The sequence below is a fragment of the Citrobacter portucalensis genome, from assembly GCF_023374935.1.
In the GTDB taxonomy this organism is placed as follows: domain Bacteria; phylum Pseudomonadota; class Gammaproteobacteria; order Enterobacterales; family Enterobacteriaceae; genus Citrobacter; species Citrobacter portucalensis.
In genome coordinates, this window is the sequence record NZ_CP092466.1 from 312,114 (window position 1) to 336,752 (window position 24,639).

At 54.2% G+C, this 24,639-nt stretch carries 17 protein-coding genes and 2 pseudogenes; 14 read left to right on the forward strand and 5 right to left on the reverse strand.

Translation table 11 applies throughout. From position 1 onward, the window contains the following. Positions 1 to 241 precede the first annotated feature (241 nt). The 5 genes from LY264_RS01490 (at position 242) to gntU (ending at position 5,235) form a co-directional block, all read left to right on the forward strand. Positions 242 to 1,279 carry an oxidoreductase gene (locus LY264_RS01490; RefSeq protein WP_048227419.1) on the forward strand — a complete coding sequence of 346 codons (1,038 nt, stop codon included), beginning with the start codon at positions 242 to 244 and terminating at the stop codon, positions 1,277 to 1,279. A gap of 123 nt (positions 1,280 to 1,402) precedes the next feature. Continuing rightward, positions 1,403 to 2,098, forward strand: coding sequence for a quercetin 2,3-dioxygenase (gene yhhW, locus LY264_RS01495; RefSeq protein ID WP_003023472.1), 696 nt, complete (start codon positions 1,403 to 1,405; stop codon positions 2,096 to 2,098). A gap of 129 nt (positions 2,099 to 2,227) precedes the next feature. After that, a complete protein-coding gene (gene gntR / locus LY264_RS01500) occupies positions 2,228 to 3,223 on the forward strand; it encodes a gluconate operon transcriptional repressor GntR (protein WP_008786351.1) in 996 nt (331 codons plus the stop codon). A gap of 141 nt (positions 3,224 to 3,364) precedes the next feature. Beyond that, on the forward strand, positions 3,365 to 3,895 hold the full coding sequence (gene gntK, locus LY264_RS01505; RefSeq protein ID WP_003023475.1) for a gluconokinase: 531 nt from the start codon (positions 3,365 to 3,367) through the stop codon (positions 3,893 to 3,895). Continuing rightward, complete coding sequence (gene gntU, locus LY264_RS01510) at positions 3,895 to 5,235, forward strand: gluconate transporter (protein WP_003827609.1); 1,341 nt, start codon at positions 3,895 to 3,897, stop codon at positions 5,233 to 5,235. The genes gntK and gntU overlap by 1 nt, the downstream gene beginning before the upstream one ends. On the opposite strand, the pseudogene LY264_RS01515 reads toward gntU, so the two are convergent. The 3 genes and pseudogenes from LY264_RS01515 to yhgN form a co-directional block, all read right to left on the reverse strand. Further along, positions 5,158 to 5,337 (reverse strand): annotated as a pseudogene (locus LY264_RS01515) (MarC family protein); the annotation flags it as partial. The gene gntU and the pseudogene LY264_RS01515 sit on opposite strands and share 78 nt — an antisense overlap. After that, positions 5,331 to 5,764: pseudogene (locus tag LY264_RS01520) on the reverse strand (hypothetical protein). The pseudogenes LY264_RS01515 and LY264_RS01520, both read right to left, overlap by 7 nt. Before the next feature lie 459 nt (positions 5,765 to 6,223). Further along, positions 6,224 to 6,817 (reverse strand): NAAT family transporter YhgN, encoded by a 594-nt coding sequence (yhgN, locus tag LY264_RS01525; RefSeq protein WP_003023480.1) that lies wholly within the window; start codon positions 6,815 to 6,817, stop codon positions 6,224 to 6,226. A gap of 190 nt (positions 6,818 to 7,007) precedes the next feature. On the opposite strand from yhgN, the gene asd reads away from it, so the two are divergent. The 6 genes from asd (at position 7,008) to glgP (ending at position 17,757) form a co-directional block, all read left to right on the forward strand. After that, the gene (gene asd / locus LY264_RS01530; protein ID WP_003827614.1) at positions 7,008 to 8,114 is read left to right on the forward strand and encodes an aspartate-semialdehyde dehydrogenase; all 1,107 of its coding nucleotides are present in this window, start codon (positions 7,008 to 7,010) and stop codon (positions 8,112 to 8,114) included. Between the two features lie 273 nt (positions 8,115 to 8,387). Then, the gene (gene glgB / locus LY264_RS01535) at positions 8,388 to 10,571 is read left to right on the forward strand and encodes a 1,4-alpha-glucan branching enzyme (protein WP_071692516.1); all 2,184 of its coding nucleotides are present in this window, start codon (positions 8,388 to 8,390) and stop codon (positions 10,569 to 10,571) included. Beyond that, positions 10,571 to 12,547: a glycogen debranching protein GlgX gene (gene glgX / locus LY264_RS01540; protein ID WP_071692515.1), complete on the forward strand. Its 1,977-nt coding sequence runs from the start codon at positions 10,571 to 10,573 to the stop codon at positions 12,545 to 12,547. The genes glgB and glgX overlap by 1 nt, the downstream gene beginning before the upstream one ends. Before the next feature lie 14 nt (positions 12,548 to 12,561). Continuing rightward, positions 12,562 to 13,857, forward strand: a complete 1,296-nt coding sequence (gene glgC / locus LY264_RS01545) for a glucose-1-phosphate adenylyltransferase (protein WP_003827621.1) — start codon at positions 12,562 to 12,564, stop codon at positions 13,855 to 13,857. Next, positions 13,857 to 15,290 carry a glycogen synthase GlgA gene (glgA, locus tag LY264_RS01550; RefSeq protein WP_003827622.1) on the forward strand — a complete coding sequence of 478 codons (1,434 nt, stop codon included), beginning with the start codon at positions 13,857 to 13,859 and terminating at the stop codon, positions 15,288 to 15,290. The genes glgC and glgA overlap by 1 nt, the downstream gene beginning before the upstream one ends. Positions 15,291 to 15,309: 19 nt before the next feature. Next, positions 15,310 to 17,757, forward strand: a complete 2,448-nt coding sequence (gene glgP, locus LY264_RS01555; RefSeq protein WP_048215392.1) for a glycogen phosphorylase — start codon at positions 15,310 to 15,312, stop codon at positions 17,755 to 17,757. Positions 17,758 to 17,939: 182 nt separating this feature from the next. Here glgP and glpD read toward each other — a convergent pair whose 3' ends face one another. After that, the gene (glpD, locus tag LY264_RS01560; protein ID WP_048227417.1) at positions 17,940 to 19,448 is read right to left on the reverse strand and encodes a glycerol-3-phosphate dehydrogenase; all 1,509 of its coding nucleotides are present in this window, start codon (positions 19,446 to 19,448) and stop codon (positions 17,940 to 17,942) included. Positions 19,449 to 19,646: 198 nt separating this feature from the next. Here glpD and glpE point away from each other — a divergent pair, with 198 nt between their 5' ends. The 3 genes from glpE to LY264_RS01575 all read left to right on the forward strand — a co-directional run bounded on the left by glpE (position 19,647) and on the right by LY264_RS01575 (position 21,686). Then, a complete protein-coding gene (glpE, locus tag LY264_RS01565) occupies positions 19,647 to 19,973 on the forward strand; it encodes a thiosulfate sulfurtransferase GlpE (RefSeq protein WP_003827629.1) in 327 nt (108 codons plus the stop codon). 75 nt (positions 19,974 to 20,048) lie between these two features. Next, complete coding sequence (gene glpG / locus LY264_RS01570; RefSeq protein WP_048227416.1) at positions 20,049 to 20,882, forward strand: rhomboid family intramembrane serine protease GlpG; 834 nt, start codon at positions 20,049 to 20,051, stop codon at positions 20,880 to 20,882. Positions 20,883 to 20,927: 45 nt separating this feature from the next. Beyond that, complete coding sequence (locus LY264_RS01575; protein ID WP_003023499.1) at positions 20,928 to 21,686, forward strand: DeoR/GlpR family transcriptional regulator; 759 nt, start codon at positions 20,928 to 20,930, stop codon at positions 21,684 to 21,686. A gap of 41 nt (positions 21,687 to 21,727) precedes the next feature. Here LY264_RS01575 and malT read toward each other — a convergent pair whose 3' ends face one another. Next, entirely contained in the window at positions 21,728 to 24,433 is a 2,706-nt protein-coding gene (malT, locus tag LY264_RS01580; protein ID WP_032945235.1) for an HTH-type transcriptional regulator MalT, read from the reverse strand. Positions 24,434 to 24,639: the final 206 nt, after the last annotated feature.

A 24,639-nucleotide genomic window follows, 5' to 3' on the forward strand; every position in this document is an offset into this window, starting at 1 on the left:
TAGCCAGCTTTTGCTGGCTTTTTTTTTGGGGTTTTTGTTTCTGCCTGGCTTACTTGTCAATTTGTCCCCGGGGTGGGGCGACTGATGCCGGATGGCGCTTGTGCTTATCCGGCCTACAGCTGAGACCTGGGTTTTGTAGGCCGGATAAGGTAACGCCGCATCCGGCACGATGACAGGATGGATTCAGTCTCCAGTCGCTTTGCGCTATGGTGTAGACAATCACCTTCAAAAGGATCGTCTCATGACCTTACACTGCGCATTTATTGGTTTTGGTAAAAGCACCACCCGCTACCATTTGCCGTACGTCCTCAACCGCAAAAATAGCTGGCACGTCGCGCACATTTTCCGCCGCAACGCCAGGCCGGAAGAGCAGGAGCCGCAGTATTCACATATTCACTTCACCAGCGACCTCGATGAGACCTTAAGCGATCCGCAGGTGAAACTGGTGATCGTCTGTACTCATGCTGACAGCCATTTTGAATACGCTAAACGCGCGCTGGAAGCGGGTAAAAATGTGCTGGTTGAGAAACCCTTTACGCCGACGCTTGCGCAAGCAAAAGAGCTGTTCGAACTGGCGCGAAGCAAAGGACTGACCGTTACGCCGTATCAGAATCGCCGTTTTGACTCCTGCTTCCTCACCGCGAAAAAAGCCATTGAGAGCGGCAAGCTCGGCAAGATTGTTGAGGTTGAAAGCCATTTCGATTACTACCGTCCTGAAGCAGAAACCAAGCCGGGACTGCCGCAGGACGGCGCGTTTTATGGTCTGGGCGTACACACCATGGATCAGATTATTTCCCTTTTCGGGCGTCCTGACCATGTAGCCTATGACATTCGCAGTCTGCGCAACAAAGCGAACCCGGACGATACCTTTGAAGCGCAGCTGTTTTACGGCGACCTGAAAGCCATTGTGAAAACCAGTCATCTGGTGAAAATCGACTATCCGAAGTTTATTGTCCATGGCACCAAAGGCTCGTTTGTGAAGTACGGCATCGACCAGCAGGAAACCAGCCTGAAGGCCAATATCATGCCCGGTGAACCAGGTTTCGCCGCTGACGATTCTGTTGGGGTGCTGGAGTACGTCAACGATGACGGCATCACGGTAAAAGAAGAGGTAAAGCCGGAAGTGGGGGATTACGGTCGTGTCTATGACGCGGTGTACCAGACGTTGACGGCCGGTACGCCTAATTACGTCAAGGAATCTGAAGTTCTTACCAACCTGGAGATCCTCGAACGCGCCTTTGAACAGGCAACGCCTGCCACGATAACCCTCGCCAAATAGCCTGCACAGACTCCTCTGGGATTGTTCATATTTTTTGAACAGAGGAGTCAATTTTCACCCTCTATGATCCCAGGCGGATTGAGTCCACACTTACTCCATCGAAAACATCTGGGGGTGAACACAATGATCTACTTACGCAAAGCTAACGACCGTGGCCACGCTAATCATGGCTGGCTTGATTCCTGGCATACCTTCTCTTTTGCCAACTACTATGACCCGAACTTTATGGGGTTCTCAGCACTGCGCGTGATTAACGATGACGTGATCGACGCAGGTCAGGGATTTGGTACTCACCCCCATAAAGACATGGAAATCCTGACCTACGTGCTGGAAGGCGCGGTAGAGCATCAGGACAGCATGGGCAACAAAGAGCAGGTTCCGGCCGGTGAGTTTCAGATTATGAGCGCCGGGACGGGGATCCGTCACTCGGAGTACAACCCGAGCAATACTGAGAAGCTGCATCTGTATCAGATCTGGATCATGCCGCAGGAGAACGGTATTACACCGCGCTATGAACAGCGTCGTTTCGATGCCGCTCAGGGTAAACAACTGGTGCTGTCGCCGGATGCCCGTGATGGTTCACTGAAAGTGTACCAGGATATGGAGCTGTACCGTTGGGCGCTGGTCAAAGATGAGCAGTCGGTGCATCAGATTGCCGCTGAACGCCGCGTTTGGATCCAGGTGGTAAAAGGCAATGTCACTATTAACGGCACTAAAGCGACCACCAGCGACGGTCTGGCAATCTGGGATGAGCAGGCAATTTCTATTCATGCCGACAGCGACAGTGAAGTGTTACTGTTTGACCTGCCGCCAGTCTAACGTGCTGTAACCCATTGTAGGCCGGATAAGACGCGAAAGCGTTGCCATCCGGCTTTTCATCGTTTGTCATTAATTCCATGCGTCCGTGGTAAACTGGGAAAATCTATCCCTTTTTAACGCTTCAGGACGATGAAAAAGAAAAGACCCGTACTTCAGGATGTAGCCGACCGCGTGGGCGTGACCAAAATGACGGTCAGTCGCTTTTTGCGTAACCCGGAGCAGGTCTCCGTGGCGCTGCGGGGCAAAATTGCCGCTGCACTTGATGAGCTGGGTTATATTCCCAATCGCGCCCCTGATATCCTTTCTAACGCCACCAGCCGCGCTATCGGCGTGCTGTTACCGTCTCTCACTAACCAGGTTTTTGCTGAAGTGCTACGCGGCATTGAGGCCGTCACCGACGCCCATGGTTATCAAACTATGCTCGCGCACTACGGCTATAAGCCTGAGATGGAACAAGAGCGCCTGGAATCGATGCTGTCGTGGAATATTGATGGCCTGATCCTCACCGAACGTAGCCATACGCCCCGTACGCTGAAAATGATTGAAGTTGCCGGTATCCCGGTGGTTGAGCTGATGGACAGCCAGTCTCCGTGTCTGGATATCGCCGTCGGTTTCGACAACTTCGAAGCCGCGCGTCAGATGACTGCCGCTATTATCGCCCGTGGGCACCGTCATGTAGCCTATCTTGGCGCTCGTCTTGATGAACGTACTATCATCAAACAGAGAGGCTACGAGCAGGCAATGCGCGATGCCAACCTGGTGCCGTACAGCGTGATGGTGGAACAGTCTTCTTCCTACTCCTCCGGTATTGAACTCATCCGTCAGGCGCGGCGTGAATACCCGCAGCTCGACGGCGTTTTCTGTACCAACGATGACCTGGCGGTAGGGGCGGCATTCGAATGCCAGCGTTTAGGGCTGAAAATCCCGGATGACATGGCGATTGCCGGATTCCACGGTCACGACATCGGGCAGGTGATGGAGCCGCGTCTGGCGAGTGTACTCACGCCGCGTGAACGGATGGGCAGCATTGGCGCAGAACGCCTGCTGGCGCGCATTCGTGGTGAAGCAGTCACGCCTAAAATGTTAGATTTAGGTTTCACCTTGTCACCGGGCGGATCTATTTAAGCCAACAAGTTTGAAGTAGCTCACACTTATACACTTCGAGCACGAATGGATATTGCTTCTCTATTTATCCGGCTGGACAATGTTACCGATAACAGTTACCCGTAACAATTTCCTGATTCTTGTACCAGTGGGGGCAACGCTTTGAGCACGACTAATCATGATCACCACGTTTACGTTCTGATGGGCGTATCGGGCAGCGGTAAATCTGCTGTCGCCAGCGAAGTGGCGCATCAACTGCAGGCCGCGTTTCTTGATGGCGATTTTCTCCATCCGCGCAGCAACATCATGAAAATGGCTTCCGGTGAGCCACTCAACGATGACGACCGTAAACCGTGGCTACAGGCGCTGAATGATGCCGCCTTTGCGATGCAGCGTACCAACAAGGTTTCGCTGATCGTCTGTTCTGCCTTGAAAAAAGTCTACCGCGACCAGTTGCGCGACGGTAACCCGAACCTCTCTTTCATTTATCTGAAAGGGGATTTTGACGTTATTGAAAGCCGTCTGAAGGCGCGTAAAGGCCACTTCTTCAAAACGCAGATGCTGGTTACCCAGTTTGAAGCGCTGGAAGAACCGGGTGCGAATGAAAACGATGTACTGGTAGTCGATATCGATCAACCACTGGACGGTGTGGTCGCCAGCACCATTGAGGTTATTAACCAAGGCAGTAAGTAGTGAGCACATTAACGCTTGTTTTAACAGCAGTAGGGTCCGTTTTATTACTGCTGTTTTTAGTGATGAAGGCGCGTATGCACGCCTTCGTTGCTTTGATGGTGGTATCCATTGGTGCAGGTCTCTTTTCCGGTATGCCGCTCGATAAAATCGCGGCGACCATGGAAAAAGGGATGGGAGGCACGCTCGGTTTCCTGGCGATTGTGGTGGCGCTGGGGGCGATGTTCGGCAAGATTTTGCATGAGACCGGCGCGGTCGATCAGATTGCCGTCAAAATGCTGAAATCCTTCGGTCATAGCCGCGCACATTACGCGATTGGCCTGGCAGGTCTGATTTGCGCGCTGCCGCTGTTCTTTGAGGTGGCGATTGTGCTGCTGATTAGCGTAGCGTTCTCAATGGCGCGCCATACCGGTACTAACCTGGTTAAATTGGTCATTCCGCTGTTTGCGGGCGTGGCGGCTGCCGCAGCGTTCCTGCTGCCGGGGCCTGCGCCGATGCTGCTGGCCTCTCAGATGCATGCCGACTTTGGCTGGATGATCCTGATTGGCCTGTGCGCCGCGATCCCGGGCATGATTATCGCCGGGCCGCTGTGGGGTAACTTCATCAGCCGTTACGTTGAGCTGCACGTACCGGAAGACATTACCGAGCCGCATCTGGGCGAAGGCAAAATGCCCTCCTTTGGCTTCAGCTTATCGCTGATCCTGCTGCCGCTGGTGCTGGTTGGCCTGAAAACCATCGCCGCACGCTTTGTTCCGGTCGGTTCTTCAACCTACGAATGGTTCGAGTTTATCGGTCATCCGTTTACCGCGATTCTGGTTGCCTGTCTGGTGGCGATTTACGGTCTGGCGGTACGCCAGGGCATGCCAAAAGACCGCGTGATGGAAATCTGCGGCCATGCACTGCAGCCAGCGGGGATTATTCTGCTGGTGATTGGTGCTGGCGGCGTGTTCAAACAGGTACTGGTAGATTCCGGCGTTGGTCCTGCACTGGGCGAAGCGTTAACCGGTATGGGCTTGCCGATCGCTATCACCTGCTTCGTGCTGGCGGCGGCGGTGCGTATCATTCAGGGATCCGCGACAGTGGCCTGCTTAACGGCGGTCGGTCTGGTGATGCCGGTGATTGAGCAACTGAACTACTCCGGTGCCCAGATGGCGGCGCTGTCTATCTGTATCGCGGGCGGCTCTATCGTGGTCAGCCACGTTAACGACGCTGGTTTTTGGTTGTTCGGTAAATTTACCGGCGCGACTGAAGCGCAAACGCTGAAGACCTGGACGATGATGGAAACCATCCTCGGTACGGTCGGCGCGATTGTCGGTATGATTGCTTTCCAGCTGTTGAGCTGATGGCATTGCCCGGTGGCGCTAGCGCTTACCGGGCCTGGAAACGAGCACATATCGACACCGTAGGCCGGGTAAGGCGAAGCCGCCACCCGGCTTTTTTACAGCACCATCACCCCATCCTCGGTTTTCAACCAACGCGGCGCTTTTAGCGTATCGGCGAAATAGCCCACTAAATCCTGCAGTAAATCACCCGCCACGCGTTCCATCTTTTACTCATCAGTAAATGCGTCAAAAGCTGGCAGTAACGCCCCATCTGATCTGGTTCGGGTTCAAAGAGGGGAGAGCGGGTTGGTAAGGTTTCTACCGTCAGGCTGGCCTGCAGATGCTGCGGTACAGGTTCCGTTAAGGTTGGTTGCAGTAGTGCCAGACAGGCCGACAGGCGCGCACAAATCGCCAGTTTTTCAACAGGGTCATGACATTCAACAAGCCCTTCGACAAAACGCTCACAGTTATCCGCCAGTTCGGTGAAGTCCGTGGCATGGCTAAAGGGCAGGGTAAATAAAGAGTATGAAAAGAGAGGGGTAGTAGCCATAGGGCAGCCTCCAATGAGTGATTTTCATCCACCACTGGAGAGGCTAATCTCACTGGAGGTGGAGCCGAACAGGGTTAGCCTTACCGGCCTCATCGGATACCGGCGCGTCTTGCGACGCCCCCGCCCGGTCCACCATTGGAGTGTACCTAAGCGTGCGACACAAAAATACTTGCGTCACCGATGAAGGAGTTCAGAAGGCTAATTCGGGCACCTGATTTTGCAGGTGCAGCGAGAAGATAATGCTAATCCGCGATGCTGACAAGGGGGCATTCCGGAAGGCGCTTCGCAGAAATGAAAATACGCTTTTTCAGAGACTTAAATGATTGAGGTGTTTCTCATAAACACATTCACGGCGCTGATTGCCCGGTGGCGCTAGCGCTTACCGGGCCTACAAACGAGCACATATCAACACCGTAGGCCGGGTAAGGCGAAGCCGACACCCGGCGTAAAGTGAGTGCGTTACCCCTTCATCCACATCCGCACGCCGTCGAGGAACATCTGGGTTGCCATCATCACCAGAATCAGCCCCATCAGGCGCTCCAGCGCGTTAACCCCTTTCTCTCCCAGCAGACGTAAAAACAGCGAAGACTGCAGCAAAATTACGAATGTACCGCCCCAGGCGATCAGCAGCGCAATCACCAGATGTCCCATCTGATTTGGGTACTGATGCGACAACAGCATTAATGAGGCCAGGATTGTCGGCCCGGCTACTAGCGGAATCGCCAGCGGTACGATAAATGGCTCTTCACCAGCCGGAAGCCCGGTGCTATTCCCGGTAGCGCTGGGGAAAATCATCTTAATGGCGATCAGGAACAAAATGATGCCCCCGGAGATCGATACGGTTTCTGCACGCAGGTTAAGAAATGCCAGAATTTTCTCGCCCGCAAACAGGAATATCAGCATCACCAACAGCGCAATAAACAGCTCGCGAATCATAATCGCGCGGCGACGTTTTGGTTCGGTATGTTTCAATACGGACATGAAAATGGGCAGATTTCCGAGCGGATCCATAATCAGGATCAATAAAACTGCCGCTGAAATGATTTCATTCATAACTCAAATTCCCTGATAATTACCGCGGACTTTCTGCTTGCTTGCGCAGCGGGATAAGTCGCATTACTGATGGCTTCGCTATCATTGATTAATTTCACTTGCGACTTTGGCTGCTTTTTGTATGGTGAAGGATAGGCCAGTAGGATACTGGTTAGCATACACAGCACACATCTCTGCAGGAAAAAACGCTATGAAAAATGTTGGTTTTATCGGCTGGCGCGGTATGGTCGGCTCTGTTCTCATGCAACGCATGGTTGAGGAGCGTGACTTCGACGCCATTCGCCCTGTTTTCTTTTCTACTTCCCAGCTCGGGCAGGCGGCACCGACGTTCGGTGGCACCGCGACCGGCACACTTCAGGACGCTTTTGATCTGGATGCGCTGAAGGCGCTCGATATCATCGTGACCTGTCAGGGCGGCGATTATACCAACGAAATCTATCCAAAGCTTCGTGAAAGCGGTTGGCAGGGTTACTGGATTGACGCAGCCTCTTCGCTGCGTATGAAAGACGATGCCATCATTATTCTCGATCCGGTTAACCAGGATGTCATCACCGACGGCCTGAACAAAGGCATTAAGACCTTTGTCGGCGGCAACTGTACCGTTAGCCTGATGCTGATGTCCCTCGGTGGCCTGTTTGCCAATGACCTGGTTGACTGGGTTTCCGTGGCGACCTATCAGGCGGCTTCCGGCGGCGGCGCGCGCCATATGCGTGAACTGCTGTCTCAGATGGGTCATCTGTATGGCCATGTGGCCGAGGAACTGGCGACCCCTTCCTCTGCTATTCTCGACATCGAACGTAAAGTGACGACCCTGTCCCGCAGCGGCGAACTGCCGGTTGATAACTTTGGCGTACCGCTGGCCGGTAGCCTGATTCCGTGGATCGACAAACAGCTCGATAACGGTCAGAGCCGTGAAGAGTGGAAGGGACAGGCGGAAACCAACAAAATTCTCAACACGTCTTCCGTGATCCCGGTTGATGGTCTATGCGTGCGCGTCGGTGCGCTGCGCTGCCACAGCCAGGCGTTCACCATTAAACTGAAAAAAGATGTGTCTATTCCGACCGTGGAAGAACTGCTGGCGGCGCACAATCCGTGGGCCAAAGTTGTACCAAACGATCGGGATATCACCATGCGTGAGTTAACCCCGGCGGCCGTTACCGGCACGCTGACCACGCCAGTAGGCCGTCTGCGTAAGCTGAACATGGGACCGGAGTTCCTGTCAGCCTTTACCGTGGGCGACCAGTTGCTGTGGGGTGCTGCGGAGCCATTGCGCCGTATGCTGCGCCAATTGGCGTAATAGTTTGTTAACGATCAAGGGGTGAGGAATCACCCCTTTTTTTGCGTAATACAGGAGTAAGCGCAGATGTTTCATTTTTTACCAGGAGTAAGATAAAGCATTGGCTATTCTTTAAGGGTGACTTAGTACCGGAGGTATTAAGTTGTTGCCTGAAGGTGGGACGACGCAGAGAGGATGCACAATTGTGCTGCGCCGTTCAGGTCAAAAAAAGTGTCACTACCTGATGTCGAAAATCAGTTGGAAGGGGTGACGCCATAAAACAGGATGACAACCATGTCCGTTCGTATCGATAGAGACGTGATTAATGCGCTAATTGCAGGCCATTTTGCGGATCCTTTTTCCGTACTCGGTATGCACCAAACTGATGCTGGACTTGAAGTCCGCGCCCTATTACCTGACGCCACCGAAGTGTGGGTGATCGAACCCAAAACCGGACGCAAAGTCGGCAAGCTGGATTGCCTCGACTCTCGCGGTTTTTTCTGTGCAGTACTTCCCCGCCGTAAAAATTTCTTTCGCTATCAGTTGGCCGTTGTCTGGCATGGACAGCAGAATCTGATTGATGACCCTTATCGTTTTGGCCCGCTGATCCAGGATATGGATGCCTGGCTGTTATCTGAAGGTACGCACCTGCGACCTTACGAAACGCTGGGTGCGCATGCGGATACCATGGATGGCGTAACCGGTACGCGCTTCTCAGTCTGGGCACCTAACGCTCAACGCGTGTCAGTGGTTGGGCAGTTCAACTACTGGGATGGTCGTCGCCACCCGATGCGCCTGCGCAAAGAAAGCGGTATTTGGGAGCTGTTTATCCCCGGTGCGCAGCATGGTCAACTGTATAAATACGAGATGATCGATGCGAACGGTAAGCTGCGAATCAAAGCGGACCCTTACGCCTTCGAAGCGCAAATGCGTCCGGAAACCGCGTCGCTTATCTGTGGTCTGCCGGAAAAAGTAGTGCAAAGCGAGGCGCGCAAAAAAGCCAACCAGTTTGATGCACCGATCTCTATCTATGAAGTTCACCTGGGGTCATGGCGTCGTCATACCGATAACAACTTCTGGCTGAGCTACCGCGAGCTGGCGGATCAGTTGGTGCCGTACGCCAAATGGATGGGCTTTACCCACCTCGAACTGTTGCCGATTAACGAGCATCCGTTCGACGGTAGCTGGGGCTACCAGCCTACCGGCATGTATGCGCCGACCCGTCGCTTCGGGACGCGCGATGATTTCCGCTATTTCGTGAATGCCGCGCATCAGGCGGGGCTGAACGTTATTCTCGACTGGGTGCCGGGCCACTTCCCATCGGACGACTTTGGTTTGGCTGAGTTTGATGGCACCAACCTGTATGAACACAGCGACCCGCGCGAAGGATATCACCAGGACTGGAACACGCTGATCTACAACTATGGTCGCCGTGAAGTCAGCAACTACCTGGTGGGCAACGCCCTGTACTGGATTGAACGCTTTGGTATTGACGCGCTGCGCGTGGATGCCGTGGCGTCCATGATTTATCGCGACTACAGCCGCAAAGAAGGGGAATGGATCCCAAACGAATTTGGTGGTCGTGAAAACCTCGAAGCCATTGAATTTTTGCGCAATACCAACCGCATTCTTGGCGAGCAGGTGCCTGGTGCGGTGAGCATGGCGGAAGAGTCGACCGACTTTGCCGGCGTTTCAAGACCACAGGATATGGGCGGTTTAGGGTTCTGGTATAAGTGGAACCTCGGCTGGATGCACGACACGCTGGACTACATGAAGCTAGATCCGATTCATCGTCAGTACCATCACGACAAGCTGACCTTCGGCATGCTGTACAACTACACCGAAAACTTTATCCTGCCGCTGTCGCATGATGAAGTGGTACACGGTAAAAAATCCATTCTCGATCGCATGCCGGGAGACGCATGGCAGAAGTTTGCCAACCTGCGCGCCTACTACGGCTGGATGTGGGCCTTCCCGGGTAAAAAACTGCTGTTTATGGGCAACGAGTTTGCGCAGGGACGTGAATGGAACCATGACGCCAGCCTCGACTGGCACCTGCTGGAAGGTGGCGATAACTGGCACCACGGCGTACAGCGTCTGGTGCGCGATTTGAACCACACCTACCGTCATCACAAAGCGCTGCACGAGCTCGACTTTGACGCCTATGGTTTTGAATGGCTGGTGGTGGATGACAACGAACGTTCGGTGCTGGCTTTCGTGCGTCGTGACAAGGTCGGCAATGAAATCATCGTGGTCAGTAACTTTACGCCTGTGCCCCGCCACGGCTATCGCTTCGGTATCAATCAGCCAGGCAAATGGCGTGAGATCCTCAATACCGACTCGATGCATTACCACGGTAGCAATACCGGCAACGGCGGTGCGGTGCACAGCGATGAAATCGCCAGCCATGGTCGTCAGCACTCACTGAGCCTCACGTTACCGCCGTTGGCAACGATCTGGCTGGTTCGGGAGGGGTAATGACGCAACTGGCAACCGGCAACGCCACCCCCCATGGTGCAACGTATGACGGCCATGGTGTCAATTTCACACTCTTCTCGGCCCACGCTGAACGCGTTGAATTATGCGTATTCGATGAGCAAGGGTGCGAACTTCGCTATGACCTGCCGGGGCGTAGCGGTGATGTCTGGCACGGCTATCTGGCCAACGCCCGGCCCGGTCTGCGCTATGGCTATCGTGTTCATGGCCCATGGCAACCGCAGCAGGGCCACCGGTTTAATCCGGCCAAGCTGCTGCTTGACCCTTGCGCCCGTCGGGTGGATGGCGAGTTAAAAGATAACCCGCTGCTGCACGGTGGGCTAAATGAACCGGATCATCATGATAATGCCACCATCGCGCTGAAGGGCGTGGTGGTGTCCGATCATTATGACTGGGAGGATGATACCCCGCCGCGCACGCCGTGGGGCAATACCGTGATTTACGAAGCGCATGTCAAAGGGTTGACGTATTTGCATCCAGACCTGCCGGAAGAGATTCGCGGAACCTACAAAGCGCTGGGCCATCCAGTGATGATCGATTACTTCAAGCGTCTCGGCATTACCGCGCTGGAGCTGCTGCCGGTGGCGCATTTTGCCAGCGAACCACGGCTTCAGCGGCTGGGGCTGTCGAACTATTGGGGCTACAACCCGGTAGCGATGTTTGCGCTGCATCCGGCCTATGCCTGTTCGCCGGAGAGTGCGCTTGATGAGTTTCGCGACGCGGTAAAAGCGCTGCACAAAGCGGGGATTGAGGTCATTCTCGATATCGTTTTGAACCACAGCGCTGAGCTGGATCTCGAAGGCCCCGCCTTCTCGCTGCGCGGAATTGATAACCGTAGCTATTATTGGATCAGGGACGATGGTGATTACTACAACTGGACCGGTTGTGGGAACACCCTCAATCTGAGCCATCCAGGCGTTGTGGAATACGCATGTGAATGCCTGCGGTACTGGGTTGAAACCTGCCATGTGGATGGTTTTCGTTTTGATTTGGCTTCCGTCATGGGGCGTACACCTGCGTTTCGTCAGGATGCGCCACTGTTTACCGCGATCCAAAACTGTCCGCTGCTCTCACGCGTTAAGCTGATTGCGGAACCGTGGGATATTGGTGAAGGCGGGTATCAGGTGGGGAATTTTCCCCCGCCGTTTGCCGAGTGGAATGACCATTTCCGCGATGCGACCCGACGCTTCTGGCTCCAGCGTAATCTCTCGTTGGGTGAGTTTGCCGGGCGTTTTGCCGCATCCAGCGACGTGTTTAAACGCGATGGTCGCAAACCCAGCGCGACGGTCAATCTGGTGACTGCGCACGACGGTTTTACGCTACGCGACTGTGTGTGCTTCACAAATAAGCACAATGAAGCGAATGGTGAGGAAAATCGCGACGGCACTAGCAATAACTACAGCGACAATCATGGTAAAGAAGGATTAGGCGGCACGCTGGACCTGATTGAGCGGCGGCGCGACAGCATTCATGCGCTGTTATCCACGCTGTTGCTCTCCCAGGGGACGCCGATGTTGCTGGCGGGCGATGAGCATGGTCATAGCCAGCACGGCAACAATAACGCTTACTGCCAGGATAACGCCCTGACCTGGCTGGACTGGCAGCAGGCAAACAGCGGGCTAACCACATTTACCGCTGCCCTGATCCATCTTCGCCAGCAAATTCCTGCACTAACGGGTGATCGCTGGTGGGAAGAGGGCGATGGCAATGTTCGTTGGCTGAATAAGTACGCACAACCCTTAAGTGCGGATGAGTGGCAAAACGGCCCGAGGCAGATGCAAATCCTGCTTTCAGACCGTTTTCTGATTGCAATAAATGCCACGCTTGAGGTGACAGATATCGTTTTACCTGAAGGGGAATGGTGCGCCGTTCCCCCATTTGCCGGAGAGGATAATCCGGTGCTTACGGCTGTCTGGCAGGGACCTGCGCACGGACTGTGTGTGTTCCAGAGAAGATAAAAAAGGAGTTAGTCATGGTGAGTTTAGAGAAGAACGATCGTGTAATGTTGGCGCGCCAGCTGCCATTAAAATCTGTTGCCCTGATCCTGGCCGGTGGCCGCGGTACCCGCTTAAAAGATTTAACCAACAAACGTGCCAAACCTGCTGTGCACTTTGGCGGTAAGTTCCGCATTATCGATTTTGCCTTATCCAACTGTATTAACTCCGGGATCCGCCGTATTGGCGTGATCACCCAGTACCAGTCCCACACGCTGGTGCAGCATATTCAGCGCGGCTGGTCGTTCTTTAGCGAAGAGATGAACGAGTTTGTCGATCTGCTGCCTGCCCAGCAGAGAATGCAGGGTGAAAACTGGTATCGCGGTACGGCGGATGCGGTGACCCAAAACCTGGACATCATTCGACGCTATAAAGCGGAATATGTGGTGATCCTCGCGGGCGATCATATCTACAAGCAGGACTACTCACGCATGCTGATCGACCACGTCGAGAAAGGCGCGCGTTGCACCGTGGCCTGTATGCCAGTGCCTATTGAAGAGGCCAGCGCGTTTGGCGTAATGGACGTGGATGACACCGATAAAATTATCGAGTTCGTTGAAAAACCCGCCAACCCGCCAGCCATGCCAGGCGACCCGACCAAATCTCTTGCCAGTATGGGGATCTACGTTTTCAACGCCGATTATCTGTATGAATTGCTGGCGGAAGATGACCTCGATGAAAACTCCAGTCACGATTTCGGTAAAGACATTATCCCGAAAATCACCGAAGCTGGCATGGCGTATGCACATCCATTCCCGTTGTCCTGCGTGCAGTCTGACCCGGAATCCGAGCCGTACTGGCGTGACGTGGGTACGCTGGAAGCCTACTGGAAGGCGAACCTCGATCTGGCTTCGGTGACGCCTGAACTGGACATGTACGACCAGGATTGGCCAATCCGTACGCACATGGAATCGCTGCCACCGGCGAAATTTGTTCAGGACCGTTCCGGCAGCCACGGAATGACGCTGAACTCGCTGGTTTCTGGCGGATGCATAATTTCAGGTTCGGTGGTGGTGCAGTCCGTTCTGTTCCCGCGAGTGCGGGTGAATTCATTCTGTAACATTGATTCGGCAGTGTTGTTACCTGAAGTGTGGGTGGGACGTTCGTGTCGCTTACGTCGTTGCATTATCGACCGTGCCTGCGTTATTCCCGAAGGCATGGTGATTGGTGAAAACGCGGAAGAAGATGCGCGTCGTTTCTACCGTTCAGAGGAAGGTATTGTGCTGGTCACGCGTGAAATGCTACGCAAACTGCAGATCAAACAGGAGCGATAATGCAGGTTTTACACGTTTGTTCAGAGATGTTCCCCCTGTTAAAAACCGGGGGACTGGCGGATGTTATTGGGGCGTTACCCGCAGCGCAAATAGCGGACGGCGTGGATGCCCGCGTGCTGCTCCCGGCGTTTCCTGATATTCGTCGCGGCATTCCCGATGCGCAGGTTGTAACGCGTCGGGATACCTTCGCCGGACGTATCACGCTGCTGTTCGGGCATTTCAACGGCGTGGGTATTTACCTGATTGACGCGCCGCATCTCTATGACCGCCCCGGTAGCCCGTATCACGACACTAACCTGTTTGCGTATACCGATAACGTGCAGCGTTTTGCATTGCTGGGCTGGGTTGGCTGTGAAATGGCCTGTGGCCTTGACCCATTCTGGCGCCCGGATGTGGTGCATGCGCACGACTGGCATGCGGGTCTGGCTCCGGCGTATCTGGCGGCGCGCGGCCATCCGGCGAAATCGGTGTTCACCGTCCACAACCTGGCGTATCAAGGCATGTTTTATGCAAAGCATATGGATGACATCCAATTGCCATGGTCGTTCTTTAATGTGCACGGACTGGAGTTTAACGGGCAGATTTCGTTTCTGAAGGCAGGGTTGTACTACGCCGACCACATTACGGCGGTCAGTCCGACCTACGCGCGGGAAATTACCGAGCCGCAGTTTGCCTACGGGATGGAAGGTCTGTTGCAGCAGCGTCATCGTGAAGGCCGTCTTTCCGGTGTGCTGAACGGCGTTGATGAAAAAATCTGGAGCCCGGAAACCGATCTCCTGCTGGCATCGCGATATACGCGCGACACGCTGGAGGAGAAGGCAGAAAACAAACGTCAGCTTCAGATAGCGATGGGACTTAAGGTCAACGATAAAGTACCGCTGTTTGCCGTGGTGAGCCGTCTGACCAGTCAAAAAGGGCTGGATCTGGTGCTGGAAGCGCTGCCGGGGTTGTTAGAGCAGGGTGGACAGCTGGCATTGCTAGGCGCGGGCGATCCGGTATTACAGGAAGGATTCCTCGCCGCAGCGGCGGAACATCCAGGACAGGTGGGGGTGCAGATCGGCTATCACGAAGCCTTCTCGCACCGCATCATGGGTGGGGCTGATGTGATATTGGTTCCCAGCCGTTTTGAGCCGTGTGGCTTAACGCAGTTGTATGGACTGAAGTACGGCACGCTGCCGCTGGTGCGGCGCACCGGTGGGCTGGCTGATACAGTCTCTGACAGTTCGCTGGAAAACCTGGCGGACGGTATCGCCAGTGGGTTTGTATTTGAAGATAGTAATGCCTGGTCGCTGTTACGCGCGATCCGGCGTGCTTTCGTATTGTGGTCCCGGCCTTCGCTTTGGCGGTTTGTACAACGTCAGGCCATGACCATGGATTTTAGCTGGCAAGTCGCGGCGAAGTCATACCGTGAGCTTTACTATCGCTTGAAATAGATATCCAGGAATCACCTATATGAATGCTCCATTTACTTATGCATCGCCCACACTCAGCGTAGAGGCACTTAAGCATTCTATTGCCTATAAGCTGATGTTCACGATTGGTAAGGACCCGGTCATTGCCAATAAACATGAGTGGCTGAACGCCACGTTGTTCGCGGTGCGCGACCGTCTCGTGGAGCGCTGGCTGCGTTCTAACCGTGCGCAATTATCTCAGGAAACTCGTCAGGTCTATTACCTGTCTATGGAGTTTCTGATTGGCCGCACGCTTTCCAATGCACTGTTATCGCTGGGCATTTATGACGATGTCAAAAATGCGCTGGAAGGTATGGGGTTGGATCTTGAAGATCTGATCGACGAAGAAAACGACCCGGGTCTTGGCAATGGCGGTCTCGGACGTCTGGCGGCCTGCTTCCTGGACTCACTGGCAACGCTGGGCCTGCCGGGACGCGGTTACGGTATTCGTTATGACTACGGCATGTTCAAGCAGAACATTGTTGATGGCCGCCAGAAAGAGTCGCCGGACTACTGGCTGGAATACGGTAACCCGTGGGAATTCAAACGCCACAACACGCGCTACAAAGTGCGTTTTGGCGGGCGTATTCAGCAGGAAGGTAAGAAAACGCGCTGGATAGAAACCGAAGAGATCCTCGCGGTCGCCTACGACCAGATTATCCCCGGCTACGACACCGACGCCACCAACACGCTGCGCCTGTGGAATGCCCAGGCCAGTAGCGAGATTAATCTCGGTAAATTTAACCAGGGCGACTACTTTGCGGCTGTGGAAGATAAAAACCACTCCGAGAACGTCTCCCGCGTACTGTACCCGGACGACTCCACCTATTCAGGACGCGAGCTGCGGTTGCGCCAGGAGTATTTCCTGGTCTCCTCTACGGTGCAGGACATCCTGAACCGTCATTATCAGCTGCACAAAACCTACGACAATCTGGCGGATAAAATCGCCATTCACCTCAACGATACCCATCCGGTGCTGTCGATCCCTGAGCTGATGCGCTTGCTGATCGATGAGCATAAGTTCAGCTGGGACGATGCGTTTGAGGTCTGCTGCCAGGTCTTCTCGTATACCAACCACACCTTGATGAGCGAAGCGCTGGAGACCTGGCCTGTCGATATGCTGGGCAAAATTTTGCCGCGCCATCTGCAAATCATCTTTGAAATCAACGACTACTTCCTGAAGACGTTGCAGGAACAGTATCCGAACGATACTGCTCTGCTGGGGCGGACGTCGATTATCGATGAATCTAACGGCCGTCGTGTGCGTATGGCATGGCTGGCGGTGGTGGTGAGCCACAAGGTTAACGGCGTTTCCGAGCTGCACTCCAACCTGATGGTGCAGTCGCTGTTTGCTGATTTTGCGAAGATTTTCCCGACTCGTTTTTGCAACGTCACCAACGGCGTGACGCCGCGCCGCTGGCTGGCGCTGGCTAACCCGTCGCTCTCTGAAGTGCTGGATGAGAACATTGGTCGCACCTGGCGAACCGATCTCAGCCAGCTCAGCGAGCTTGAGCAGCACTGCGATTACCCACTGGTAAATCAGGCTGTGCGCCGCGCGAAGCTGGAGAATAAAAAGCGTCTGGCCACGCTCATCGCCCAGCAACTGAACGTGGTGGTGAACCCGAAATCGCTGTTTGATGTGCAGATAAAGCGTATTCACGAATACAAACGCCAGTTGATGAACGTGCTGCATGTGATCACCCGCTACAACCGCATTAAGGCCGATCCTGACGCCGAGTGGGTGCCGCGTGTGAATATCTTCGCCGGTAAAGCGGCTTCTGCTTATTACATGGCGAAACACATCATTCACCTGATCAACGACGTCGCGAAAGTGATCAACAACGATCCGCAAATTGGCGACAAGCTGAAAGTGGTGTTTATCCCCAACTACAGCGTCAGCCTGGCGCAGGTGATTATTCCTGCTGCCGACCTTTCTGAACAGATTTCTCTGGCCGGGACCGAAGCCTCCGGTACCAGTAATATGAAATTTGCTCTTAACGGTGCGCTGACCATCGGCACGCTGGACGGTGCCAACGTTGAGATGCTGGAGCATGTGGGCGCAGAAAATATCTTTATCTTTGGTAATACGGCGGAAGAGGTCGAGGCTTTACGCAGCCAGGGCTACAAGCCGCGTGAGTATTATGAGAAAGACGAAGAGCTGCACCAGGTGCTAACGCAGATTGGCAGCGGGGTGTTCAGCCCTGAGGAGCCGGGACGCTATCGCGACCTGGTGGATTCGCTGATTAACTTTGGCGACCACTATCAGGTTCTGGCGGATTATCGCAGCTACGTTGATTGCCAGGATAAGGTTGACGAACTGTATCGCCATCCGGAAGAGTGGACCACCAAGTCGATGATTAATATCGCCAACATGGGGTACTTCTCGTCGGACAGGACGATCAAAGAGTACGCCGAAAACATCTGGCATATTGATTCTGTGCGCTTGTAACAAGGGATAGGGCTACCTGTAGGGCCGGAAAAGGCGCTAGCCGCCATCCGGCAAAAAGCCCGGTAGCGATGACGCTTACCGGGCCTACAGGGCGCTCGTTGCCGGGGGCGCTTCGCTTGCCCGGCCTACATTTATGCACTCTTGTAGGCCGGATAAGGCGCTAGCCGCATCCGGCATTTTTATCAGGAGGCCAGCGACAGCTGGTGCTTCTCAATGTACTCCGCCAGCCACTGGGTCATACGCGACTGCTGCTCAGCATTCAGCCACATACCTTCTTTCGTGCGACGCCACAACGCATCTTCCGCACGACGAACCCATTCGTGATCGACCAGATATTTCAGCTCGGCCTCATAAAACTCATGGCCAAAGTCTTCACCTAACTCGGCAAGCGCGGTGGCTTCGCCGATAACCCATTCGGTGTTGCTGCCGTAGGTGCGAGAGTAATGGCGTGCCAGCGACTCGGTCAGGAACGGGTAGCGACGGCGCAGTTTGGCCGCGTAATCTTCGCGATCGCCGCCAATGTCACCGCCAGGCAGAATGCACTCTTTCGTCCATGCCGGACCAATTCCCTGGTAGTACGATGCCAGTTTTTCCATCGCGTGCTCAGCCAGCTTACGATAGGTGGTCAGCTTACCGCCAAAGACCGACAGCAGCGGCGCTTTGCCGTTTTCGTCGTGGATATCCAGCGTGTAATCACGGGTGATCGCCTGCGGTGAGTCAGACTCGTCATCGCACAGCGGACGCACGCCCGAGTAAGTCCAGACGATATCATCACGGCCCAGCTGTTTCTTAAAGTGCGTGTTGTAGACCTTCAGAAGGTAATTGATTTCGCTTTCATCAATTTTCACTGCTTTCGGATCGCCTTTGTATTCAACGTCTGTCGTCCCGATGATCGAGAATTCGTCCATCCATGGGATAACAAACACGATACGCTTATCTTCGTTCTGCAGAATATAAGCTTGCTTCTGGGTATGTACGCGCGGCACTACGATGTGGCTGCCTTTAATCAGGCGAATGCCGTACGGTGATGGCAGGTGCATACCGTCGTCGAAGAACTCTTTCACCCACGGACCGGTGGCGTTGACCAGGCCACGCGCCTGCCAGGTGTATTTTTTGCCGGTATCGATATCTTCAGCTTCAACAATCCACAAACCATTTTCACGGCGAGCAGAAGTGGCGCGAGTGCGGGTTAATACTTCTCCGCCTTTACGTACAACCATTTGGGCGTTTGCCAAAACCAGTCGCGCATCGTCTACCCAGCAGTCAGAATATTCGAAACCGCGCACAATCTCAGGTTTCATTACGGAATCTGCGCCAAAACGCAAACCGGTAGAACTTGGCAAACTAGTGCGTTTGCCCAGATGATCGTACATAAACAAACCAATGCGGATCATCCACGCCGGACGCAGATGCGGGCGGTGGGGCAGACGAAAACGCATCGGGAAGGCGATATGCGGTGCCATTTTCAACAGCACTTCACGTTCGGCCAGCGCTTCGCTTACCAGACGAAATTCGTAGTGTTCCAGGTAGCGCAGGCCACCGTGGATGAGTTTGGAGCTAGCGGAAGAGGTGGCGCAGGCTAAATCCTGCGCTTCCAGCATCAGCACGGATAAACCGCGTCCAGCGGCATCTGCCGCGATACCGGCACCGTTGATGCCTCCACCTATCACAATCAGATCTTTGGTTTCCATGCTGGCCTCTCGCACTTTCGTTATAGCTCATTAATGTTCGTTATCGAGCATAATAGCAAAGAATCGCGCCATTGGTAACATCGGATAAACAATTTACAGTGATACATATAACATTATGGCGTTTAACTGCCGTCGGGACGTACACTAAGCAGTAACATGTCCGAAAAGCATCACCTGCCATATAAAGAAGAGAGAGCAATGGATCAGTTTGAATGTATTAATGTCGAAGAAGCGCATCAGAAGCTGCATCAGGGGAGCGCGGTGTTAGTGGATATCCGTGATCCGCAAAGCTATGCCATGGGTCATGCCCCGCAGGCGTTTCATCTGACGAACGACACGCTGGGGTCATTTATGCGCGAGCATGATTTCGACACCGCCGTGTTGGTGATGTGTTATCACGGCAACAGCAGTAAAGGTGCGGCGCAATATCTTCTTCAGCAGGGTTATGACGCGGTTTACAGCGTTGACGGCGGCTTCGACGCCTGGCATCGACATTTTCCGGCAGAAGTGGCATACGGTTCGTAAGCTAACAAAGATGCAGCCTGAAACGGGTAGGATATATATACTGTCCTCTTTTGTGTGGATGAAGCGACAGCAACCATGTTGATGATTACCTCTTTTGCTAACCCCCGCGTGGCGCAGGCATTTGTTGATTATATGGCGACACAGGGCGTTATCCTGACGATTCAACAACATCAGCAAACGGATGTCTGGCTGGCGGATGAGTCCCAGGCCGAGCGCGTGCATGCTGAACTGGCGAGATTTCTGGAGAATCCGGGCGATCCGCGCTACCTCGCGGCAAGCTGGCAGTCGGGTCAGACCGACAGCGGTCTGCACTACCAGCGTTATCCGTTCCTGGCCACATTGCGCGAACGCGCAGGCCCGGTAACCTGGTTGGTGGTGGCCGCGTGTGTGCTGGTGTTTATCGCGATGAACGTGCTGGGCGACCAGGCGGTGATGCTCTGGCTGGCATGGCCGTTTGACCCTTCGCTGAAATTTGAATTCTGGCGTTATTTCACCCACGCTTTTATGCACTTCTCGCTGATGCATATTCTGTTCAACCTGTTGTGGTGGTGGTATCTCGGAGGTGCGGTTGAAAAGCGTCTGGGCAGTGGAAAACTGATTGTTATTACCGTGATCAGCGCCCTGTTGAGCGGCTATGTTCAGCAGAAATTTAGCGGCCCGTGGTTTGGTGGACTGTCTGGCGTGGTATATGCGCTGATGGGCTACGTGTGGTTGCGTGGCGAGCGCGATCCGCAAAGCGGTATTTTCCTGCAGCGTGGTTTGGTTATCTTTGCTTTGATCTGGATTGTTGCCGGCTGGTTTGATCTATTCGGCATGTCGATGGCGAATGGTGCTCATATCGCCGGATTGGCCGTGGGTCTGGCAATGGCGTTTGCCGATACGATGAATGTGCGGAAACGAACTTTGTAGGCCGGATAAGCGTTAGCGCATCCGGCAAAATTTCAGGGAACACTAATGAAGCAAACACAACGACATGACGCGATCATCGAGCTGGTAAAAAAACAGGGATACGTCAGTACTGAAGAGCTGGTGGAGCATTTCTCCGTCAGCCCGCAGACGATTCGCCGCGATCTTAACGATCTGGCCGATCAGAACATGATTTTGCGCCATCACGGCGGCGCGGCGCTGCCATCTAGCTCGGTCAACACCCCGTGGCATGACCGTAAAGCGACGCAGACGGCGGAAAAAGAGCGCATTGCCCGCAAAGTTGCCACGCAAATCCCGAACGGCTCAACGCTGTTTATTGATATCGGAACCACGCCGGAAGCGGTGGCTCACGCGCTGCTTAATCACAGCAATTTACGCATTGTGACCAACAACCTCAATGTGGCGAACACGCTGATGGCGAAAGAGGATTTCCGCATAATCCTCGCCGGTGGTGAACTGCGTAGCCGCGACGGCGGTATTATGGGCGAAGCGACCCTCGACTTTATTTCTCAGTTCCGTCTGGACTTCGGTATCTTAGGGATCAGCGGCATCGACAGCGATGGTTCTCTGCTGGAGTTTGATTATCACGAAGTTCGTACCAAACGCGCGATCATTGAGAATTCACGGCATGTGATGCTGGTGGTGGACCACTCGAAGTTTGGGCGTAACGCGATGGTGAATATGGGCAGCATCAGCATGGTGGATGCGGTGTATACCGACACGCTGCCGCCTGCTGGTGTGATGCAGGTGATTGCTGACCATCATATCCAGTTAGAGCTGTGCTAAGGTAATTCCAGGCCTGATAAGCGTTGCGTATCAGGCATTAACTAAACGCCGTACCCCATCATCTTCAGCAGCTTCTGCGCATGTTGCACCGCATCCTGGCGATGTGCGACGCCGAGCTTTTGGTACAAATTGCGGATGTGCGTCTTGATGGTCGTGGCCGCGACGGCCAGCTCTCCGGCGATCTGCTCGTTGCTGTAGCCCGAATAAATCAGTCCCAGAACCTGCCATTCGCGCTGGGTCAGCGGGCTGGTGCGGATAAGCTCCGGCACTTCCGGGTGAGTAAGCAGACGCTCAACGAACCCTTCATCGAAGTGGGCAAATTTATGGCGGTGGTGCTGGTTAATTTCACGCAAAATGCGCTGGGCGCGGTGCTGATCGAGTTCCGGTAAGGTATTGAGCTGAATCAGCTGACGCAGTTGTTGCGCCATGGCCTCGCCTTCGATAACAAAGTGGCTGATAAACCCGGTACGGTTCGCCAGCTGTAGGGCGTCGAGTAACACACGCTGGGCATCATTTTTGCGCCCTGCTTGCCAGTAGAGCTGATTAAGCAGCAACAGGTTGCGGTTCAGATCGCTCATCAGGCGCAGGTTGCGCGCATTTTCATTCAACTCTTCCAGCACAATCTCAGCCGGTTCAAACTCGCCGAGCAGGATTTGCGCGCGAGCGATGTTGCGCCACTGGCTTTGCAGGAAGTGGTTATTGGCGAATTCTGGTTTCGGCGTGTGGCGCAGCCAGTTGGCGGCCGAGTTTTTGTCGCCCACCATTTGCCAGTAAATCACCCGCACCTTATCGGCGTTGGAGATCCAGTCGCTGTGATAGTGACCGTTACCCAGCAGGTTTTCCAGGCGGTTGAGCAGGCTGCGAGCGTTATCGAGATCGCCCCGCGCCAGTGAACACTGAACCAGCAACGCCAGACACTGTAGCTGTTGCTGCGGCTGGAAAGTGGAAAGCAGTTCAATACCGCTACGGGCAGAGGCTTCTGATTCGTCCAGACGCGCCCATGCCCACAGTAGCTGCGCGCGAATACGTACCAGGAATTCGTGCATCGGCAGCTGTTCCAGGTGCTGTTCTTTGATCAGTTGGAACGCTTTTTCCTGAGTTTCCCAGGCGGCCTGTAAAAAGCCCTGGGCAAACAAAATTTCGCTTTGCTGGATAAGACTCCACAGTGCGTAATGCCAGACGTCATGATGGCGCGCCATTTGCTCGGTTTGCTGCATCAACGCCAGAGAGCGCGTGAGATCGCCCTTACAGTGCAGGACTTCGCCGTGCACCGAGGTAGCGACGATCCGGCTATAGAACCAGGCGATGGGTAACTCATCCAGCGCCAGTTTCGCCAGGCGTTCGGCTTCGTCAGGGTTGCCGTCGTTAATCGCTACCTGCGCCCGTAAAGCGTTGAATTCGGCGTGCAGTGTTGGCTCCATGTCGCCTTTCATTTCCTGCTCTGCGCGCGCCAGCAAGGTGTTAACCTCTCCATAGCGGTGCTGGCTTTGCATCAGCCAGGCTTGCAACAGAACCAGACGCGGATTTTCCAGCAGGCTTTCCCACGGCAGGGCTTTCAGCGACTCTTCCAGTAACGTCAGCTCGCTATGGTTAAACAGTCCCCACGCATGATTAAGCAGGATATCGCGTAGCATATGGGCGTCGCCGGCCGCCAGCGCGTGGTGGATAGCTTCGCTGGGGAAGCCTTGCGCCATCCAGCTTTCAGCTGCGGCGCGGTGTATTTCGGGCAGTTCGTTCGCCAGCTCCCATTGGCAGCGCTGGCGTAAAAAGCTGCCAAACAGAGGGTGATAGCTGAACCACTCGCCAACGTCATCCATTCGCTGCAGGAATAACCCCTGGCGCTCAATTTCTTCCAGCCGCATCTGGCCGTTTTCTTCCCCGGTAACGCGGACGATTAGCGCATCGTTCATGGAGCGCAGAATGGCGCTTTTCAGCAGGAAGTGACGGGTGCCGAGGTCGACGCTGTCCAGCACTTCATCAACCAGGTAATCAGATAAATGGCTGGCGTTGATCCCGGCGAGGCGACGTGCCGACTGGTGAGCAGAGTTATTGTTCTGGCGGGCGGAAAGGGCAATCAGTTGTAACGCTGTGGCCCAGCCAGCAACGTCATCACACATCCGGCTGCTTTCAGCCGCTTCAATGGGGGAGGACAAACGTCGGTCGAAAAATTGTTTGGCTTCCTGATGGTTAAAGGCTAACTGTTGGCTGCCTATCTCCAGTAGTTGATCGCGTACCCGCAGGTTAGCAATGCCCAACTGCGGCAGGTTGCGCGACAGCACGACCAGCGTAAGGTTTTCAGGCTGGTGACGCAGGAAGAAACGCATCGCTTCGTGAATGGCCGGATTAGAGATCAGATGATAATCATCCACCACCAGGTAGAGCGGGCGGTGCCACTCGGCCAGTTCGATAAATAGCTGGGCAAACAGTGACGTCAGGCTGGCGTACTGACGTTTTTGCACCATTGCTTCACTGGTGGTGCAGTGTCCTCCGGTCGCCTGCTGGATAGCGGCGATCAGATAACTGGCAAAGCGCTCTTGCTGATTATCGCCCTCGTCCAGAGAGTACCAGCCTAAATCATTTTTCCCTGCCGCCCATTGTGAAACCAGCGTCGTTTTTCCATAACCAGCAGGACTTGTTATCAGGGCAAGCCTGAAATTGTTCGCGCCGGAAAGTTTAGCCAACAGGCGCTCACGAACCACCGTATGGTCGAGTCGAACCGGACGACTTAATTTAGACGGAATCAACATAAGTTAGTCACTTCACTGTGTGAAAATAGGGAAGAATGATTTTTTTTGCGCTTCGTAATTAATAGATATAAGGTCGGCCAGATTGGTGTTTTATGCAAGCTAAGCGGACTTTTTGTGTGTCTGATTTTGCACTATGTCACAAATCTATACATCTATTGCAATAAATGCTTTAAAGAGTCGCAACAGGCGTGGCGACTGGATCCGTT